Raw genomic sequence first — 14,732 nt, forward strand, 5'->3', positions numbered from 1 at the left:
TCGTAAGAACCGGCAGCGCGGCACCCTGGCCGGTCCACTTTGAACAAATTTTAGGTTGGGAGTCTCCGTGACAACTCCTTTGCGAACGGTTGTCTGGTCGACCGGCGGCGTCGGCTCGATCGCGATCGACGCCATCCGACGACGGCCGGATCTCGAACTCGTTGGCGTGTGGGTCCACTCCACGGACAAGATGGGCAGCGATGTCGGCGAATTGATCGGCGGCGAACCACTCGGCATCACGGCCACCAACGATGCCGACGCCCTGATCGCGCTGCGACCCGACTGCGTCGTGTACGCCGCCAGCGGACCCGAACGCGACGCCGGTGCGGTTCCCGACTACGTCCGGTTACTCGAGGCGGGGATCAATGTCGTATCAACGACTTCCACCAGTTTGGTGTATCCCCCGGCGTACTACTCGCCCGAATGGCGCGACCAACTCGAGGCCGCTGCGAAGTCCGGCAATGCGTCGTTCTATGCGTCCGGCATCTTTCCGGGATTCGGGTCGGATCACCTGGCGTTGCTCTTGGCCACGCAGTCCAAGAAGATCCGATGCGTCAAGGCGACCGAAGTCGCGTTGAACGACCACTACCCGGTGGCCGACGTGATGATGGACGGGATGGGTTTCGGCAGACCGCTGGATTTCGAACCGATGCTCGCGACCCCGGGATTCATCGAAATGGCTTGGCGAGCACCGATCTACCTGATCGCCGAAGGGCTGGGCGTCGAGGTGGAGCAGGTGCACGGAGCGCTCGATCGGCAAACGACGGAGCGAGATATCGAAGTCGCCTTCGGCACGATCGCCGCCGGAACCTGCGGCGCCGTGCGCACCCGAGCCGCGGGCGTCGTGAACGGCCGGGTAGCGATCGTGATCAAGCACATCATCCGGATGTCTCGCGAGGTGGCGCCGGACTGGACGACATCGGAGTTCGATGCCACCTACCGGGTCGACATCGAGGGCGATCCGGATATCCACTGCGCGATGAACCTTGGCGCAGCCGAGGGGCACGGGGCAGGACACGCCGCGATGACCGCGACCGCGATGCGTGTCGTGAACGCCATCCCGTTCGTGGTGGACGCGCGGACCGGGCTGCTCAGTTCCCTCGATATGCCGACCACCCTGCCGCGGCACGCATTCGACTGAACACCACCGAGAACGAGATTCTCGAAACTCAGAATGTCGACTGGTGAAATTCGACCAGTCAAGTATTGCTATCCTTATGAGGATTGAAGTAGCGTGAGCCCACGAAAAGTGGCCTGCGTCACGACAACCGGCCCCGTCCGGCGTGCAGCACCACATCGTGGACATCGACCTTCTCTTCGCATGGGAGGCCCCGCCTTGACTCGAGGGGCGCGCTATACCAGCACCGCACCAGTAACTCTCGCCCCGGGCTGGAGTCTGGAACGACTCACACCGCCGAGCCGACTGTTCGGCGCCAACGGATTACGCACCGGTCCCGACGGCCGCATCTACGTCGCCCAGGTGACCGGCAGCACGATCAGCGCCCTGGACGTCAGCACCGGACAGGTGGAGACCATCAGCGCCAAGGGCGGCGACATCATCGCACCCGATGACGTCGCCTTCGACGACGCGGGCAATCTCTACGCCACCGAGGTGATGGACGGCCGGGTCAGTGCGCGCGGCACCGACGGCCGCAGTCGGCTACTGCGCGATGATCTGCCCAGCGCCAACGGCATCACAGTGCATCAGGGGCGGCTGTTCGTGAACGAATGCCGGGTCGGCGGGCGCCTGATGGAACTGCCGCTCGACGGCAGTGCACCGCGCGTCCTCGTGGAGCACATCGCGATGCCGAATGCCATGGAAGTCGGCCCCGACGGCCTTCTGTACTACCCGGTGATGGGGACCAACGACATCTGGCGCATCGATCCCGAAGGTGGCGAACCCGAACGCGTCGTCGGCGATCTCGGCGTCCCCGACTCGGTGAAATTCGACGCCGAAGGATTCATCGTCTCCACCCAGGTGGCCAGCGGCGAGGTGCTGCGCATCAATCCTCGCAACGGTGAACGCCAGGTGTTGGCCGCCCTGACGCCGGGGCTGGACAATTGCACCTTCGTCGACGGTCGGCTGTTCGTCTCGCACTTCACCGGCGCGATCACCGAAATCCTCGGCGGAGGTGAAACCCGGGAAACGCTTCCGGGCGGCCTGAATTGGCCGCTGGATCTGACCGTCGGCTCCGACGGAATCCTCTATGTCGCCGACGGCACCTACTTCTACTCGCTACCGCCCGGCGCCGAACCGCAGACGGTCGGGATGCTCTTCACACCGGGCTACCCGGGCTTCCTCCGTGGCGTAATCGCCGTCGGCCCAGGCGAATTCATCGTCACCACCGCGAACGGTGAGGTGGGCCGCTACCTGACCGGTGCATCCGAAACCGAAGTGCTGGCCGAGGGATTCGACCAACTCTACGGCGTGGCAGTGGCCCCGGGCGGGGCCGTCGTGACCGCCGAACTCGGCCAGGGACGGGTGCTGTCGATCCGGTCCGGCACGGTCGAGGTGCTGGCTACGGGGCTGAACGAGCCGCTCGGCGTCACCTTCGGCCCGGACGGCACCTGTCTGGTCTCCGAATCCGGTGCGGGACGGATCATTTCGATCACCGGCACCGGGACCGACACGGTGGTAGACGGCCTGGAAAAACCGCAAGGCATCCTCGTCCGCGACGGAGAACTGTTCGTGGTCGACGCCGGAGCCAAAACACTGATCAGTGTCGATCTGACCACCAACGCCCGCCGGATCATCGCCCGTGACCTGCCGGTCGGCGCACCGGCCGGAGTAACGCCCAAACCCCTGCACGGTTTGCCGCCGTTCTCCGGACCGCAGGGACCCTTCGCCGGGATCGCCGCCGGTCCGGATGGCACGCTCTACCTTTCCGCCGACGCCGAGGGCAGTGTCATGGCGCTGCGCCGGACCGAATGAGCCCGTTATGACCAACGCGGACAACGACTTCTTCGGCCTCGGCGGACGCATTGTCATCGTCTCCGGCGCGGGCGGCGGCGGCATCGGCACCGCGGTAACCCGCATGGTCGCCCGGGCCGGGGCCACCGTGCTCGCGGTGAGCCGATCCGCGGAAAATCTCGGTAAGCACGTCGAACCGCTTGCTGCCGAGGGACTTTCGGTCCTGCCGGTGGCGGCCGACGCGTCCACCGACGTCGGCGTCGCCACGGTGCTGGAGCGGGCGCGACAGCTCGACGGCGAACTGTACGGGCTGGTCAATGTCGCAGGCGGCGCCGCGCCGTCGACCTGGATGCCCTCGACCCGGGTGACCCGCGACGACTGGCGGGCCCTGTTCACCCAGAACCTCGAAACGATGTTCTTCATGAGCCAGGCGGTCGCGGCGAAGCTGAAGTCGCGGGGCCGTCCGGGTTCGATCGTCTCGATCTCATCGATCAGCGGTATGAACACCGCGCCGTTCCATATCGCTTACGGCACAGCCAAAGCCGCGCTGGTGGCGGCCACCCGGACCATGGCCGTCGAACTGGCGCTGGACGATATCCGGGTCAATGCCGTCGCCCCCGGCGTGACGGAAACGCCCGCCTCGGGCGCCTATGTCGGCGACGATGCCGAGCGCGACCGCCGGGCCATCGCGATGGGCCGCCGCGGCCGGCCGCATGAACAAGCAGGAGCGATTCTGTTCCTGCTGTCCGAGTTGTCGAGCTACATCACCGGGCAGACGCTGCTCGTGGACGGCGGTCTGAATCTCAAATGGCCCCACCTGGGCGCCGACAATACCTCCCTATTTCTCGAGGACGAGTCGTTCCGCGCGGCAATCACCCACTGACACCAGGAGAATGCCATGACCGAAACCGTCGAGAACGCGCAAGCGGCGGTCGAGCCGTTATCGACGCCGATGACGATCGGCGTGGAAGCGTATCTGTCCGAGCAGTACGCCCGCGCCGAGCGGGACAGGCTGTGGGCCAAGGTGTGGCAACAGGTCTGTCGGGTGGAAGAGATTCCACGGGTCGGTGATTTTCTGACCTACGACATCCTCGACGACTCGTTCATCATCCTGCGCACCGCGCCGGACACCATTCGTGCCTACTACAACGTCTGCGCGCACCGGGGCCGCCGACTGATCGACACCCCGCCGGGCGCGCACGATGCCCGCGGCAGCCGCAAACAGTTCGTCTGCGGTTTCCACGGGTGGCGCTACAACCTGGAGGGCGAGAACACCTTCGTACCGGAACGCGCGGACTGGACCTGCGGGCTGACCGAGCGCAACGATGGGCTGCAGCGAGTCGCGATCGACACCTGGGGCGGCTGGGTCTGGATCAATATGGATCCGGAATGCGAACCGCTGCGGGAGTATCTGGAACCCGCGGCCGGTCTGCTCGACCCCTTCCACCTGGAGAATATGCGCTACCGGTGGCGGCGGTGGCTGACCTTCGACTGCAATTGGAAGGTCGCCTTCGAGGCGTTCATGGAGACCTACCACGTGCCCTACACCCACCCGGAGTTCATGAACTTCGGCAACTTCCTCGGCTGGGGACGGGCCCAGGGCAAGCACAGCAATATCGGCTACGACGCGCCGAAAGGTATGGAGGAGAACCAGGGCAAGCTGCGGATCGGCAGCGGCCCCGACGCTCGACTGTCCACCGCCCAGCTGCAGAACTTCACGTGGGACAACGCCAATACCAACACCACCGAGTCGATGGTCGCCGTCGCCAATCGGCTGGCCGACGAACTGCCCGAAGGCACGCCCGCGACCGAGGTGCTGCGGTATTGGCTGGACACGTGCCGGCGCGAGGATGCCGAGCGCGGCGTGATCTGGCCGACCGTCGACCCCGAAACCGTCGCGAAGAGCGGCACGGCCTGGCAGATCTTTCCCAATTTTCAGATCGGCCATGCGCTGAACAACATGCTGTGCTACCGATTTCGGCCCTACGGCTACGACCCCGATAAATGCATTTTCGAGGCCGCGGTATTCGAACTCTTCCCGGCGGGCGAGGAACCGGAAACGGAGTGGATCTACACACCGGTCGGCGATAAGGACTGGCGGACGGTGCTGCCGCAGGACTTCGACAATATGGCCGCGGTCCAGCAGGGCATGAAGTCGCGCGGTTTCTCCGGCCCCAGACCCAACCCGTATCGCGAACGCACCATCGTCAACCTGCACCACAACTTGGCCAAATATATGGGCACCGGTGAACCGCACGAACTGCGCTGACGCCCGCCCTTTCCGAGATCCCTGTCGACCCGAATCATCAGCAGTAACAAAGGAATTGGCATGCGAGACTGCGCACCCACGCAGACCCCCGAGGTCGATAAATCGGCCCTCAGAGCGAAGTATCTGGTGGAGCGGGACAAACGCCTGCGCCCCGACGGCGGGAACCAGTACCTGCAGGCCGAGAACGAATTCGCGGAGTTCTACGAGGGCGATCCGCACCTCCCGGTCGTGCCGCGGCAGCCGATCAGCGATGACATCGAGGTAGTGGTAATCGGTGGCGGTTTCGCGGGTCTCATCACCGCACACCGCTTACTACAGGCCGGTGTCGCCGACTTCCGCATCATCGAATTGGGCGGCGATTTCGGCGGTGTCTGGTACTGGAACCGCTACCCGGGCATCCAGGTCGACTCGGATTCCTATTGCTATCTCCCGCTGCTCGAGGAAACCGGCTTCATGCCGAAGGAGAAGTTCTCCCACGGCGACGAATGCTTCGAACACGCCCAGCGCATCGGAAAGCATTTCGGCCTCTACGAGAAGGCGATCTTCCATACCCTGATCCGCTCGCTGGCATGGGATGAGCAGCTCGAGCGCTGGCACATCGGCACCAACCGCGGCGATCAGATCCGCGCCCGCTTCGTCGTCATGTGCCAGGGGCCGTACAACCGGCCGAAACTGCCTGGCATTCCCGGCATCACCGACTTCGAGGGGCACACCTTCCACACGGCGCGCTGGGACTATGAGTACACCGGTGGCGACCTGCACGGCGGGTTGGACAGAATCGCCGACAAGCGGATCGCCGTCATCGGCACAGGCGCCAGTGGCGTCCAAGCGATTCCGCACCTCGCGCGCGGTGCCCGACATCTGACCGTTTTCCAGCGGACGCCGTCCTACATCTTCGAACGCGACAACCACCCGACCGATCCCGAGTGGGTGCGGACGCTGCAACCGGGCTGGCGGGCCGAGCGGCAGCGCAACTTCCACAACGCGGCCTTCGCCTTCTACTCCCCCGGCGAACCGGACCTCATCTGCGATGGTTGGACCGAGGTCGCCCGCAACCTGGCCGCCAAGCTGAATCGCGGTAATCGCTGGGCGGAGCTGACGCCCGAGAAGTTCATGGAGTGGAAGGAAGACGAGGACTACCGGGCGATGGAACGGCTCCGGCGGCGCGTCGAGGAGATAGTCCGGGATCCGCAGACAGCGGAAAAGCTGAAGCCGTACTACCGCAATATGTGCAAGCGGCCGGTCTTCAACGACGATTACCTACCGACCTTCAATCGCCCGAACGTCACGCTGGTCGATGTATCGCAGACCAAGGGTGTCGAGCGTATTACCGAAAAGGGAGTTGTCGCAGGCGGTTTCGAGTACGAGGTCGACTGCATCATCTTCGCGAGCGGCTTCGAGATCACCACCGGCCTGGACCGCCAACTCGATATCGAGCCGTTCGCGGGCCGCGAAGGCAAGTCGCTCTACGACCACTGGGGCAAGGGATTCCGCACGCTGCACGGCGTCATGGCGCACGGCTTCCCCAACCACTTCGCCACCGGTTTCATCCAGGGCGGTGTGACCGCGGCGACGACCCTGATGTTCGAGCAGCAGGCCGATCACATCGCCTACATCATCAAAGAGGCGCAGCACCGTAGCGCGACCATCGTGGAGCCGACGGCGGAAGCCGAGGCGGAGTGGGTCCGGACGATCCGGGCGAACGCCTTCGACAACAGCACCTTCGTCATGGAATGCACACCCGGCTACTACAACGCCGAGGGCGAGCCGAACGGGCGTTCGTTCCTCGGTGACCCCTTCTGGGGTGGCTTCTACGTACTCGAGGAGTTGCTGCAGGCCTGGCGCGATGCGGGCGACCTGCGGGGCCTGACGCTGAGCGAGTGACGGCTATCGACCTATCGGGAGAGGAAACCCTTTGTCGGAACTGAGATTCGACGATCGCGTCGCCGTAATCACCGGCGCCGGACGTGGTTTGGGGCGCGCATATGCCGAATTACTCGCCGCCCATGGCGCGAAGGTCGTGGTCAACGATGTCGGCGGCACCGTGCGCGGCGACGACGCCGCGGGCAATGTCGCGGCCGAGGCGGTGCGGGCGATCACCGAGGCCGGTGGCACGGCGGTCGCGTCCACCGATTCGGTCGCCACCCCCGCGGGCGGTCAGGCGATCATCGATACCGCGCTGGATGCCTACGGCCGTATCGACATTCTCATCCACAACGCGGGCAACGTGCGCTACGGCTCATTGACCGAATTGAGCTACGAGGATTTCGATGCCGTTGTGGACGTGCACCTGCGCGGCGCCTTTCACATGGTGCGGGCGGCGTTCCCCCGGATGAGCCAGGCGGGCTACGGCCGAGTGGTACTGACGTCCTCGATCGGCGGCATCTACGGCAACCTGGCGGTCGCCAACTATGCGGTCGCCAAGGCCGGTGTGATCGGACTGTCCAATGTGGTCGCATTGGAGGGGGCTGAGGTCGGCGTCAAATCGAATGTCATCGTTCCGGCCGCGCTGACCCGGCTGGCCGAAGGCCTCGATACCTCTGCCTACCCGGATATGCGTCCCGAGCTGGTGGCACCGACCGTGGGGTGGCTGGCCCACGAATCCTGTTCCGTCAGTGGGGAATTGCTGGTATCAATCGCCGGACGGGTGGCGCGCGCCTATATCGCCGAGACGCCGGGGGTATATCAGCCGTCCTGGACCATCGACGAGGTCGGCGCGCGCATCGACGAGATCCGCGATACCGGGAACTCCTGGGTGCTGCCACCGGTGCCGTCCGCCTTCGGCGAACACATCGGGCGCAGCTTCGCGATGGCAACGGAATGGAAGTGAGCATGAGCGAGCGAACAATCAACACAGCCGTCATGGCGGTCATGCCGGAGCCGAGCGCCAGCGAGGCGCAGGCATGAGCGTCAAGGTTTACGAGCGCATTCTGGACCTGTTCGAGGCCGAAGGAATCAATACCCTGTTCGGCATCCCGGACCCCAACTTCGTGCACCTGTTCCATCGCGCCGAAGAGCGCGGCTGGCAGGTCGTGGCACCGCACCACGAAGAGTCCGCCGGTTTCATGGCCGAGGCGGTCTCGCGGATGACCGGCAAAGCGGCGGTGTGCATCGGCACGCTCGGTCCCGGCGTCGCCAATCTGGCGGGCGCCATGATGTGCGCCAAAGTGGAGAACTCGCCGGTCATCTTCCTCGGCGGACAGCGCGCCCGCATTACCGAGCAGCGGGTACGTCGCGGGCGGATCCAGTTCGTGAAGCAGTCCGGGCTGTTCGAACCGTCGGTGAAGTATGCGGCGAGCATCGAATACGCGGATCAGACCGATGAAATCATCCGGGAGGGCCTGCGCAAGGCACTCAGCGGGACGCCGGGGCCGGTCTATATCGAGTATCCGTCGCACGTCATCACCGAAGAGCTCGACGTCGCACCGGCATTGCTACCCGAGAGGTATCGCCTCGTCGGTCAGACCGCGGGACCGGACAAGATCGCCGCGGCCGTCGAGCTGATCCGCGCGGCGCGGCAGCCGGTCCTGCTTGTCGGCCACGGTGTGCACACCGCCCGCGCGGGTGCTTCGGTCAAGGCACTCGCGGACCTCATGGCGGCACCGGTCATTCAGACCTCCGGTGGCACGTCCTATATCGAGGGTCTCGAGGACCGCACCTTCCCCTATGGCTTCTCGCCGTCGGCGGTCGAAGCCGTGGTGCAATCGGATCTGGCCCTGGCCATCGGCACCGAACTCGGTGAGCCGGTGCATTACGGCCGAGGCCGGCACTGGGTCGCGGGCGAGGCCGACCGCAAGTGGATCCTCGTCGAGCAGGACCCCACCGCGATCGGCGTGAACCGGCCTATCGACGTGCCGCTGGTCGGTGACCTGCGCGCGATCGTCCCGCAATTGGTTGCGGCGCTGCGGGATTCACCGCGCACGGCCTCCCCCGAACTGGCGGGCTGGATCGAGCGGGATGCGGCCCGACTGGCCGAACTCGCCGAGACCGCCCCTTCCGGCGCCTCCCCCGTCCATCCCGCACGCCTGATCGTCGAGGCCACCAAGGCGTTCCCGCCGGAGGGCATCATGGTCCGCGACGGCGGCGCCACCACGATATTCGGCTGGACCTATTCCCAGGCCAAGCCGCACGACGTGATCTGGAACCAGAACTTCGGGCATCTGGGTACCGGCCTGCCCTACGCGGTCGGCGCATCGGTGGCCGAAGGCCGCAAACGTCCGGTCATGCTCATCACCGGAGATTCGTCGTTCCAATTCCAGATCGCCGAGTTGGAGACGGCGGCCCGGCTGAATCTGCCGCTGGTTGTCGTTGTCGGGGTCGACTACGCCTGGGGTCTCGAAGTCGGCGTCTACAAGCGCACTTTCGGCCAGGGATCACTCGAGACAGGCGTGCACTGGAGCACGAGCACCCGCCTGGACAAGGTCGCCGAGGGCTTCGGCTGCTACGGCGAATACGTCGAGCGCGACGAAGATATCGCCCCGGCGATCAAACGGGCCTATGCCAGCGGCAAACCGGGAGTCATCCACGTCGCGGTGGATCCGAAGGCGAATTCGGAGGAGATGCCGAGTTATGACGAGTTCCGCACCTGGTACGCGGAAGGAATGCAGTGATGGGTAGGTATTCGAAGTTCTATATCGACGGGCAGTGGGTCGAGGCGGCGCAGGAACGGACATTCGAGGTCGTCAACCCCGCGACCGAAGAGGTCTGCGGCACAGTCGCATTCGGCTCCGCAGCTGATGTCGACCGCGCGGCCGCGGCCGCCCGTGCGGCGTTCCCCGCGTGGTCGGAAACCGGTGTGCCCGAACGACTGGATGTACTGCGCGCCATCGCGGACGCGTACCAGAAGCGCCGCGACGATCTGGGCGCCGCGCTGACCGAGGAGATGGGCGCGCCGGCCGGGCTGGCGAATGGTTTCCAATTGGACCTCGCGGCCGGTCATCTCGCCAAGGCGATCGAGGTGCTGGAAACCTTCGCTTTCACCGTGCAGCGCGGGCAAACCCTGATCGTCAAGGAGCCGATCGGGGTCTGCGGCCTGATCACACCGTGGAACTGGCCATTGAATCAGATTGCGGTGAAGGTATTTCCAGCCCTGGCGACCGGCTGCACCGCGGTGCTCAAGCCCTCGGAGCAGGCGCCGTTCACCGGGCAGATCTTCGCCGAAATCCTCGATGCCGCAGGAGTTCCCGCCGGTGTGTTCAATCTGGTGCAGGGCGACGGCCCGAACGTCGGCGTGCCGCTGTCGGCACATCCGGATGTCGACCTGATCTCCTTCACCGGTTCCACCCGCGCGGGCATCGATATCGCCCGCAATGCCGCGCCGACAGTCAAGCGAGTGACTCAGGAACTCGGCGGCAAGAGCCCGAACCTCATCCTCGACGACTCCGACTTCGCCGACAATGTCGGCAGGGGCGTATCCGGGGTGATGCTCAACTCCGGCCAAACCTGCAGTGCCACAACGCGTATGCTGGTCCCGCGCAGCCGCATGGCAGAGGCCGTCGAGGCAGCACACGCGGCGGCCGTGCAAGTCACGGTGGGCGATCCGAACGGCGACGCCGCGATCGGACCGGTGGTGTCCGGATCGCAGTTCGACAAGATCCAGGCGCTGATCCAGCAGGGCATCAATGAGGGCGCCACGCTGGTGATCGGCGGCACCGGCCGCCCAGACGGGCTGGACAAGGGCTACTACGTCAAACCCACCGTATTCGCGAATGTCACCAACGATATGACGATCGCCCGCGAGGAGATCTTCGGGCCGGTGCTATCGATTCTCGGCTACAACGACATCGACGACGCCGTGGCGATAGCCAACGACACCGAGTACGGGCTGGCAGGCAATGTGGCGGGTGCGGATCTCGACCGGGCCCGCACTGTCGCCCGCCGCATCCGCGCCGGTTGGGTATCGATCAATGATGCCTTCGACTTCGCCTGCCCGTTCGGCGGTTATCGCAAGAGCGGCAACGGTCGCGAATGGGGCGAATTCGGTTTCGACGAATATCTGGAAATCAAGGGCATTCTCGGATACGCGGACCGGTAGGAGCGATGGATGGCCCCGCTTGTCACGAAGAAGCTGAGTGCGACGGTCGGAGTGGAGATCCTCGACGTCGATGTCGAGCGACTGGTCGGTGACGACGATCTGCCCGCCCGATGTCTCGAACTGCTCGAGCGGCACAGTGTATTGCTGTTTCGCGAATTGCACGCCGGTGACGATGCCCAGGTGGCGTTCGCTCGGAAGTTGGGGCCGCTGGCTCGATTTCCCAATTATCCGAATCCGAACGTCATGATCATCAGCTTCGACCCGGACAATCCGAATGCGAAGTACTACCCCAGCAACGACTACTGGCATATCGACGGAGCCATGGACGAGGTCCCTGCCAAAGCCTCGATCATGAGCGCCCATGTGATCACCGACAAGGGCGGCGAAACGGCATTCGCCAGCACCTACGCCGCCTACGACGCACTGTGCTCGGCGGAGCGGGAGCGCTTCGCCGACCTCCAGGTAATTCACCGGATGGCCCGGATCCAGCGGCTCACCAACCCGAATCCGACGCCTGAGCAGGAGGCGGACTGGGCACGATGGCCCGACCGCGCACATCCGCTGGTGTGGACGCATCGGACGGGCCGAAAGTCGTTGGTATTCGGTGCTTCCGCGTCACATATCGTCGGGATGGAACCCGAGCAGGGCCGAGCACTGCTGGACGATCTGACGGCACGCGCCACCGCGCCCGACCGGGTGTACAAGCACACCTGGTCGGTGGGCGACATGGTGATCTGGGACAACACCGGCCTGATCCATCGGGCCTGCGAATTCGACCGAAACCTGCCGCGCCGGATGCACCGATCCACCGTCGTCGGCGAGGAGTCGATCAAATGAGCTCTCGCACAAGCATTCCCACCCGTACAGCCATCGTCACGGGCGGCGCTTCCGGTATCGGCGGCGCGACCGCCCGTCGTTTGGCGGACGATGGTGTGCTGGTGGCGATCTTCGATCTCGACGGTGCTGCTGCCGAGGCTGCGGCCGCCGCGATCGAGACCGCCGGTGGCCGGGCCATCGGTCTGCCCATCGATGTGGCCGATCGCGCCGCCATCGATGCCGGTGTCGCCGAGGTTCGCGGCAGGCTGGGCAAGCCGACCATTCTGGTGAACAGCGCCGGGGTCACCATCGCCGGCCCCTTCCTCGATATCACCGCCGAGACCTGGAACCGGGTGCTCGCGGTCAACCTCACCGGGACGTTCGACTGCTGCCAGGCGGTGCTGCCGGACATGATCGACGAAGGCTGGGGGCGCATCGTCAATATCTCGTCGTCGAGCATGCATTCGGGTGTTCCCGGTATGGCGGCCTACGTCTCGTCGAAGGCGGGCGTGGTCGGTCTGACCAAAGTGCTGGCACTCGAATACGGCCGAAAAGGCATTACCGTCAACACGATTCCGCCCGGCTTCATAGAAACCCCCATGATGCGCGAGAGTCTGCGTCGAGGGGTATTCGACCTGGACAATCAAGTGGCCGCGACCCCGGTGGGCCGGATCGGCCAGCCCGAGGATATCGCCGCCACCTGCGCGTTCCTGGTAAGTGCCGAGGCCGGCTACATCACCGGTCAGGTCATCGGCGTCAACGGTGGCCGCAATACCTGACCGACTCGAAAGGATTCGACGACTATGGCTCGCATAGCACCGGTCCCCCGCGCGGAATGGTCGGAGGATATGACGGCATTCATTGCCCGATTCCGCAATTCGGTCATCGGCGAGGAACCGGACGACAGTCACCAGAGCGGTACCAATCTGCTCGGCACATTGGCGGGCTATCCGGCATTGACGAAGCCGTTCCTCAGCTTCAACCGGCACCTGCTGACGGAGAACACATTGTCGGTAAGGCAACGGGAGTTGGTCATCCTGCGCGTCGCGCACCTACGGCACTGTGCCTACGAATGGGCACAGCACGCGATCCTTGCCGAACGTGCCGGTATTGCTCCCGAAGAGATCGCCCGCGTGGCGCAGGAAGCTCTTCGGGACTGGTCGCCGGGCGAGCGGGCGCTCTTGGGCGCGACCGACGAATTGCTCGCCGACGGCACGATCGGCGAGGACACCTGGCGCGTTCTCGTGGGTGAGTTCGACGAAAAGCAGCTGATGGACCTGGTCTTCACGGTCGGCACCTATGCTTTGGTAGCCATGGCTTTGCGTTCGTTCGGCGTCGAGCCCGAAACCGAACTCCTCCCGCACCTCCCGAACGGCCACTGAATGCGAGCCATATGCTGAGCGACGAATTCGATACGCAGGCAGATATCGCCGCACCCGCGTGGAATCAGGCGGAACTACAACGCCTGATGGATGTGCAGCCGTCCGGCGCGGGCCGATATCTGGCCCCAGCGCACGGTCCGACGGCCCGCGATGTGGTCGAAGCCGGACAACTGCTCGGCGACGCGGTGGTGGCAGCGGCCAAACATGTACCGCACCAACGTGTTACCTCGGCATCGATGATCTTCTCGCGCGCGGCCGCACATACGGCCCCGCTCGATATCGAGGTCGATGCGCTGCGATCCGGGCGCACCTTCACCACCGCGCAGGTCACCATCCGCCAGCACGATTCGCCGCGCTGCGCTGGGATCGTGCTGCTCGATTCCGGTGCGCCCGACCTGATTCGCTCGGCGACCCCGATGCCGCAAGTCGATCCGCCGGATCGGCTGCGCCCACTCGCGATTCCGGGCACCGAGGTGGACGGCCGCGATATGCGGGTGGTCGACGATGCCTACGACCCGGATCCGAATCGGGTCGGCCCGCCGGAGTTGTTCGTCTGGACGCGATTTCGCGACGCACCGGAGCACGACTACCTCCACACCGCGCTACTGACCCAGTCCAGCACCCACTGGACGGTGGCCGCCGCGCTGCGCCCGCACGCGGGTTTCGGTGAGGCGATGGCGCATCGGTCGATCTCGACCGGAATCACGATGGCCACTATCACTTTCCACGACGAGGTCGACGTGACGCAGTGGCTGCTGTACGCCACCCGCGTCACCTACGCCGGGCGCGGCCACGCCCAGAGCGAGGGCCAGGTGTATACCGAGGAGGGGGCCGTGGTCGCCTCCTACAGCGTGCACGCGATGGTGCGTGGCCTCGAACCACGCACCACGTCCTCCGTCACACTGCTCTGACCCACAGGAGACCTCTTGGAGCCATCGGGCTATATCGACCGGCCGGACTATCGCGTCGATATCCGGCGCATCCGCAATCTGGTCCGAGTCACTTACGGCGATCGGATTTTCGGCGAGTCGACCGCGAGTCTGCTTGTCGCGGAACAGGATCACGGCATCGTGTGCTACCTGCCCGCTTCCGATGTGCGCTTCGACCTGCTCGTCCCCCACGAACAGACCTCGCGCTGTCCGTTCAAGGGCACGGCGCGGTACTGGCGTCCGGCCGATGGTCCGGATCCGATCGCCTGGGAGTACGCCGAGCCCTATGCGGAGGTCGCGATATTGAGCGGCCACATCGGTTTCTATCAGGATCGGGTCCGCGTCGAGGTCGGCGTGGCGACTCCCGCGGTCAGCCGGTGATTCCCCGGGC

Annotated in this window: 13 protein-coding genes; all 13 read left to right on the plus strand. The window is 65.1% G+C overall.

Features of this window, described 5'->3' with window-relative positions:
• Positions 1–67 precede the first annotated feature (67 nt).
• The 13 genes from OIE68_RS18715 (at position 68) to OIE68_RS18775 (ending at position 14,722) form a co-directional block, all read left to right on the plus strand.
• Positions 68–1,141 carry a dihydrodipicolinate reductase gene (locus tag OIE68_RS18715; protein ID WP_327100649.1) on the plus strand — a complete coding sequence of 358 codons (1,074 nt, stop codon included), beginning with the start codon at positions 68–70 and terminating at the stop codon, positions 1,139–1,141.
• 180 nt (positions 1,142–1,321) lie between these two features.
• Positions 1,322–2,932, plus strand: coding sequence for an SMP-30/gluconolactonase/LRE family protein (locus OIE68_RS18720; protein WP_419150716.1), 1,611 nt, complete (start codon positions 1,322–1,324; stop codon positions 2,930–2,932).
• Positions 2,933–2,939: 7 nt separating this feature from the next.
• Positions 2,940–3,794, plus strand: coding sequence for an SDR family oxidoreductase (locus OIE68_RS18725; protein ID WP_327100651.1), 855 nt, complete (start codon positions 2,940–2,942; stop codon positions 3,792–3,794).
• A 15-nt stretch (positions 3,795–3,809) separates the two neighbouring features.
• A complete protein-coding gene (locus OIE68_RS18730) occupies positions 3,810–5,180 on the plus strand; it encodes an aromatic ring-hydroxylating dioxygenase subunit alpha (RefSeq protein ID WP_327100652.1) in 1,371 nt (456 codons plus the stop codon).
• 60 nt (positions 5,181–5,240) lie between these two features.
• The gene (locus OIE68_RS18735) at positions 5,241–7,064 is read left to right on the plus strand and encodes an NAD(P)/FAD-dependent oxidoreductase (RefSeq protein WP_327100653.1); all 1,824 of its coding nucleotides are present in this window, start codon (positions 5,241–5,243) and stop codon (positions 7,062–7,064) included.
• Between the two features lie 31 nt (positions 7,065–7,095).
• Positions 7,096–8,010 (plus strand): SDR family NAD(P)-dependent oxidoreductase, encoded by a 915-nt coding sequence (locus OIE68_RS18740; RefSeq protein WP_327100654.1) that lies wholly within the window; start codon positions 7,096–7,098, stop codon positions 8,008–8,010.
• Between the two features lie 73 nt (positions 8,011–8,083).
• Positions 8,084–9,790, plus strand: coding sequence for a thiamine pyrophosphate-binding protein (locus tag OIE68_RS18745; RefSeq protein ID WP_327100655.1), 1,707 nt, complete (start codon positions 8,084–8,086; stop codon positions 9,788–9,790).
• A complete protein-coding gene (locus OIE68_RS18750; protein ID WP_327100656.1) occupies positions 9,790–11,214 on the plus strand; it encodes an aldehyde dehydrogenase family protein in 1,425 nt (474 codons plus the stop codon). The genes OIE68_RS18745 and OIE68_RS18750 overlap by 1 nt, the downstream gene beginning before the upstream one ends.
• A 9-nt stretch (positions 11,215–11,223) precedes the next feature.
• Positions 11,224–12,051 (plus strand): TauD/TfdA family dioxygenase, encoded by an 828-nt coding sequence (locus OIE68_RS18755; protein ID WP_327100657.1) that lies wholly within the window; start codon positions 11,224–11,226, stop codon positions 12,049–12,051.
• Complete coding sequence (locus tag OIE68_RS18760) at positions 12,048–12,809, plus strand: 3-oxoacyl-ACP reductase FabG (protein WP_327100658.1); 762 nt, start codon at positions 12,048–12,050, stop codon at positions 12,807–12,809. Before OIE68_RS18755 ends, OIE68_RS18760 begins: the two co-directional genes overlap by 4 nt.
• Before the next feature lie 24 nt (positions 12,810–12,833).
• The gene (locus tag OIE68_RS18765) at positions 12,834–13,412 is read left to right on the plus strand and encodes a carboxymuconolactone decarboxylase family protein (protein WP_327100659.1); all 579 of its coding nucleotides are present in this window, start codon (positions 12,834–12,836) and stop codon (positions 13,410–13,412) included.
• An 11-nt stretch (positions 13,413–13,423) separates the two neighbouring features.
• Positions 13,424–14,323, plus strand: coding sequence for an acyl-CoA thioesterase (locus OIE68_RS18770; protein ID WP_327100660.1), 900 nt, complete (start codon positions 13,424–13,426; stop codon positions 14,321–14,323).
• 15 nt (positions 14,324–14,338) lie between these two features.
• Positions 14,339–14,722 (plus strand): DUF427 domain-containing protein, encoded by a 384-nt coding sequence (locus OIE68_RS18775; protein WP_327100661.1) that lies wholly within the window; start codon positions 14,339–14,341, stop codon positions 14,720–14,722.
• Positions 14,723–14,732 lie beyond the last annotated feature (10 nt).

Source organism: Nocardia vinacea (assembly GCF_035920345.1).
GTDB classification, from domain to species: Bacteria; Actinomycetota; Actinomycetes; order Mycobacteriales; family Mycobacteriaceae; genus Nocardia; species Nocardia vinacea_A.

What these genes read in the sequence shown, in the direction of transcription:
- OIE68_RS18720 (WP_419150716.1), top strand. Translation starts at nt 1,322, where the DNA reads ATGGGAGGCCCCGCCTTGACTCGAGGGGCGCGCTATACCAGCACCGCA.
- OIE68_RS18725 (WP_327100651.1), top strand. Translation starts at nt 2,940, where the DNA reads ATGACCAACGCGGACAACGACTTCTTCGGCCTCGGCGGACGCATTGTC.
- OIE68_RS18730 (WP_327100652.1), top strand. Translation starts at nt 3,810, where the DNA reads ATGACCGAAACCGTCGAGAACGCGCAAGCGGCGGTCGAGCCGTTATCG.
- OIE68_RS18735 (WP_327100653.1), top strand. Translation starts at nt 5,241, where the DNA reads ATGCGAGACTGCGCACCCACGCAGACCCCCGAGGTCGATAAATCGGCC.
- OIE68_RS18745 (WP_327100655.1), top strand. Translation starts at nt 8,084, where the DNA reads ATGAGCGTCAAGGTTTACGAGCGCATTCTGGACCTGTTCGAGGCCGAA.
- OIE68_RS18750 (WP_327100656.1), top strand. Translation starts at nt 9,790, where the DNA reads ATGGGTAGGTATTCGAAGTTCTATATCGACGGGCAGTGGGTCGAGGCG.
- OIE68_RS18755 (WP_327100657.1), top strand. Translation starts at nt 11,224, where the DNA reads ATGGCCCCGCTTGTCACGAAGAAGCTGAGTGCGACGGTCGGAGTGGAG.
- OIE68_RS18760 (WP_327100658.1), top strand. Translation starts at nt 12,048, where the DNA reads ATGAGCTCTCGCACAAGCATTCCCACCCGTACAGCCATCGTCACGGGC.
- OIE68_RS18765 (WP_327100659.1), top strand. Translation starts at nt 12,834, where the DNA reads ATGGCTCGCATAGCACCGGTCCCCCGCGCGGAATGGTCGGAGGATATG.
- OIE68_RS18770 (WP_327100660.1), top strand. Translation starts at nt 13,424, where the DNA reads ATGCTGAGCGACGAATTCGATACGCAGGCAGATATCGCCGCACCCGCG.